Genomic DNA, 4,504 nt, shown 5'->3' with positions numbered 1-4,504 from the left:
GTTTCACTCTGCGGCGTCCATGTATTCTTCCATTGGGGGGCATGTGCAGACGAGGTTTCTGTCTCCGTATGCGTTGTCGACGCGGTTGACGGGTGACCAGTATTTGTCGACGCCCATGGATCCCGGAGGGAAGCAGGCCTGTTCGCGGGTGTAGGGGCGGTCCCATTCGCCGACCAGATCGCGCACCGTGTGGGGGGCGTTTTTCAGCGGGTTGTTCTCCGCGTCGATCTTGCCGTCGATGATGTCCTGCGCCTCGGAACGGATGGACAGCATGGCGTCGCAGAAGCGGTCCAGCTCGTCCTTGGGCTCCGATTCCGTGGGCTCGACCATCAGGGTGCCGGCCACCGGCCAGGACATGGTCGGCGCGTGGAAGCCTGAATCGACCAGGCGCTTGGCCACATCGTCCACGCTCACATTGCCCTCGGCGTCCAGCGGACGGGTGTCGAGGATGCATTCATGCGCCACACGGCCCGTTTCCGAAGTGTAGAGGATCGGGTAGGCATCCTTGAGGCGCGCCGCGATATAGTTGGCGTTCAGGATCGCCACTTTCGTGGCCTGCGTCAGACCCGCGCCGCCCATCAGCAGCACATAGGCCCATGAGACGGGCAGGATCGAGGGTGAACCAAAGGGCGCGGCCGAGACCGGACCCACGGCGGTGCCGTATTCCGGGTGGCCGGGCAGGTGCTCTTCCAGATGCGCCTTGACGCCGATCGGACCCATGCCGGGGCCGCCGCCGCCATGCGGGATGCAGAAGGTCTTGTGCAGGTTCAGGTGGCTGACATCGCCGCCGATCTTGCCCGGCTGGGCCAGACCGACCATGGCATTCATGTTCGCCCCGTCGATATAGACCTGACCGCCGTGATCATGGGTGATCTGGCAGACCTCCTGCACCGTCTCCTCGAACACGCCATGGGTCGAAGGGTAGGTGATCATGCACGCGGCCAGATGGTCGCTGTGCTTCTCGGCCTTTTCACGGAAGTCGTTGACGTCGATGTTGCCGTTCTCATCCGCTTTCACCGGCACAACCTGCCAGCCGACCATCTGGGCCGAGGCCGGGTTGGTGCCATGCGCCGAGGTCGGGATCAGGCAGACATTGCGCTGCCCTTCACCACGGGCGAAGTGATAGTTGCGGATGGTCAGAAGACCTGCGTATTCGCCCTGCGCACCCGAGTTGGGCTGCTGGGAGATCGCGTCATAACCGGTGATCTGGCACAGCTTGTCGTTCAGATCCGCAATCATCTCGTGATAACCTTGCGCCTGATCTTCAGGAACGAACGGGTGCAGGTTGCCGAACTCGGGCCAGGTGACCGGGATCATCTCGATCGTGGCGTTCAGCTTCATGGTGCACGAGCCCAGCGGGATCATCGCCCGGTCCAGCGCCAGATCGCGGTCGGCCAGACGGCGCATGTAGCGGGTAATCTCGGCCTCGGCGCGGTTCTTGTGGAAGATCGGGTGGGTCAGGTACGCGCTTTCGCGCAACGCATAATCCGGCAGGCGGTATTGCTTGTTCGAACTGTCATCCTTGCGGTCGATGCCGAAGGCGCCCCAGACCGCCTCGATGGTCTCGGGCCGGGTCTGTTCGTCCAGGCTGATGCCCACTTTCGTGTCACCCACCTTGCGCAGGTTGACGCCACGGGCCACGGCGGCCTCCATCACGACATTCTGCAGATGGCCGACCTCGACCGTGATGGTGTCGAAGAACACTTCGGGTTCCACGGCAAAGCCCGCCTCTTCCAGACCGGCGGCCAGGCGCGAGGTCTTGCGGTGCACCGATTGCGCGATGGCCTTGATGCCATCGGGGCCATGGTACACGGCATACATCGAGGCAATGACGGCCAGCAGCGCCTGCGCGGTGCAAACGTTCGAGTTGGCTTTCTCGCGGCGGATATGTTGCTCGCGGGTCTGCAGCGACAGCCGGTAGGCTTTGTTGCCACGGCTGTCGATCGACACGCCGATGATCCGGCCGGGCATCGAGCGCTTCAGCTTGTCGGTAGTCGCCATATACGCGGCGTGCGGGCCGCCATAGCCCATCGGAACGCCAAAACGCTGGGTCGAGCCGATGGCAATGTCCGCGCCCATCTCGCCGGGTGACTTCAGCAGCGCCAGCGACAGGATGTCGGCGGCGACAATGGCGATGGCCTTGTGCTCATGCAGCGCTGCGATCTCGTTGGTGAAGTCGCGCACATGACCATGGGTGCCGGGATACTGGAAGATCGCGCCAAAGACGGAACCTGCATCCAGCGTGTCCGGATCGGCCACCTGCACGTCGATGCCCAGAGGCTCGGCGCGGGTTTTAATGACCGCGATGGTCTGCGGGTGGCAGTTCTTGTCGACGAAGAAGGCCGCGTTGTTGGCCTTGGACCGGCCGCCACGCTTGGCCATCGCCATGGCTTCCGCCGCAGCTGTGGCTTCGTCCAGCAGCGAGGCGTTGGCCACATCGAGCCCGGTCAGGTCGCTGACCATGGTCTGGAAGTTCAACAACGCCTCAAGACGGCCCTGGCTGATCTCGGGCTGATACGGCGTGTAGGCCGTGTACCAGGCCGGGTTTTCCAGGATGTTGCGCAGGATCGGCGCCGGCGTGGTGGTGCCGTAATACCCCTGACCGATCAGCGAGGTCAGAACCTTGTTCTTGCTCGCCACCTCTTTCATGTGAAAGAGCGCATCGCGCTCGGTCATCGCCGGACCCCAGTCCAGCGGCTCTTTCTGCCGGATCGCGGGCGGGACGGTGGCGTCGATCAGCTCGTCCAGCGTCTTGAAGCCGATCACCTTCAGCATGTCGCGCATCTCGGTGGGCGACGGGCCGATGTGGCGGCGATTGGCGAAGTCATAGGCTTCGTAATCGGTCAGTTTGAAGGCCATTGCAGCGCTCCTCGTGGAATGTCTCACCCAGCCGCTCTGGCAGGAGCCTCCGGCGGGGGGGGTGAGGGCCGTCCCGGTCTCTGTCCGGTGGACAGAGTCAGGCCCGAACGGGCGGAGCCCAGATTCGGCGGCAGAAGTTAGAACAATGGAGCCCCGGTCGCGGGGGCTCCGGCACGTGTCAGCCGATCAGGGCCTTGTAGCCGTCCAGATCCATCAGATCTTCCAGCTGCGACGCGTCTGCGATCTTGATCTTGTAAATCCAGGCTTCGCCCTCGGGGTCTTCGTTCAGCGAACCGGGATTGTCGGCCAGCGCCTCGTTCACTTCCGCGATCTCGCCATCGACCGGCGCATAAAGCTCGGACGCCGCCTTGACGGATTCGATCACACCGATCTCGCCGCCTTTTTCGAACTCGTCGCCCGCTTCCTGCTGCTCGACGAACACCACTTCACCCAGCTGCTCGGCGGCATGTTTGGTGATGCCCAGAGTGGCCACGTCCCCCTCGACGGTCAGCCATTCATGCTCTTCGGAATAATAGGTTGCCATGTTGTCTCTCTCCTGACTTCAACGCTTGTAATTCTGTTTGACGAAAGGCGTGGTCACGATCTCGGCCGGCTGCGCCTTGCCCCGAATGATCAGGTTCACCTTCTCCCCTGGCTCGCCATGGCCCGCGGACACATAGCCCATCGCAACCGGGCCACCCACCGTGGGGCCAAAGCTGCCCGAGGTGATCTGACCGATCGTGTTGCCCTCAGCACACTGGATTTCCACGCCCTGACGCGCAGGCGCACGGCCCTCGGGCTTGATGCCCACCAGCTTGCGGGCAGCCCCCTCGGCCAGTTCCTTCTGCACGCGATCCGCGCCCGGAAAACCGCCTTCTTCCTTGCGGCGCTTCTGCATCGCCCAGCCGAGGCTGGCCTCGACCGGCGAGGTGCTCTGGTCAATGTCATTGCCATACAGGCACAGACCTGCCTCCAGCCGCAGGCTGTCGCGCGCGCCCAGACCCGCCGGTTCGCAATCCTCATGCGCCAGGAAGGCTTTCGACACGTCGATCGCCTTGTCCTCGGGGATCGAGATCTCGTAGCCATCCTCGCCGGTATAGCCCAGCCGCGAGATGCGGCATTCGACGCCGTTGATGTCCGCAATCGTGGTTTCCATGAACTTCAGGTCACGGGCGGCAGGGCAGAGCGCGCCCACCACGTCCTCGGCCTTGGGACCTTGCACAGCCACCAGCGCGCGGTCGAAGATCTCGGTCACCTCAACCCCGTCCAGATTGTCGCGCATATGCGGAATGTCCTGATGCCGCAGCGCCGCGTTCACCACCACAAAGTAATGATCGCCCGCGTTCGACACGATCAAATCGTCCATGATCCCGCCTTCCGCGTTCGTAAAGAACCCGTACCGCGCCTTGCCTTCCTTCAGCGTCGCATAAGCCTGCGGGCACAGAGCTTCCAGCTTCTCACCCACATTCTCACCGCGCAGGATCACCTGACCCATATGAGACACATCAAACAACGCCGCCTTCTCACGACACTGCTTATGCTCACCCATAATCCCCAATGGATACTGAACAGGCATCTCCCAACCAGCAAAATCAACCATCTTACCACCCAACTCAACATGCAATGAGTAAAGGGGAGTGCGTTT

At 62.8% G+C, this 4,504-nt stretch carries 3 protein-coding genes; all 3 read right to left on the bottom strand.

All coding sequences use genetic code 11. From position 1 onward, the window contains the following. Positions 1-3 precede the first annotated feature (3 nt). The gene (gene gcvP / locus ACR0K5_RS24895; protein WP_480632198.1) at positions 4-2,859 is read right to left on the bottom strand and encodes an aminomethyl-transferring glycine dehydrogenase; all 2,856 of its coding nucleotides are present in this window, start codon (positions 2,857-2,859) and stop codon (positions 4-6) included. 178 nt (positions 2,860-3,037) lie between these two features. Further along, positions 3,038-3,403, bottom strand: a complete 366-nt coding sequence (gcvH, locus tag ACR0K5_RS24890; protein ID WP_480632197.1) for a glycine cleavage system protein GcvH — start codon at positions 3,401-3,403, stop codon at positions 3,038-3,040. A gap of 18 nt (positions 3,404-3,421) precedes the next feature. Further along, a partial coding sequence (gcvT, locus tag ACR0K5_RS24885) for a glycine cleavage system aminomethyltransferase GcvT (RefSeq protein ID WP_480632196.1) occupies positions 3,422-4,504 on the bottom strand: 1,083 nt, incomplete at its 5' end.

Source organism: Ruegeria sp. AB9, from assembly GCF_056542585.1.
Note: the sequence above shows the minus strand (reverse complement) of the source record. Positions and strands in the feature narration are given on the sequence as shown.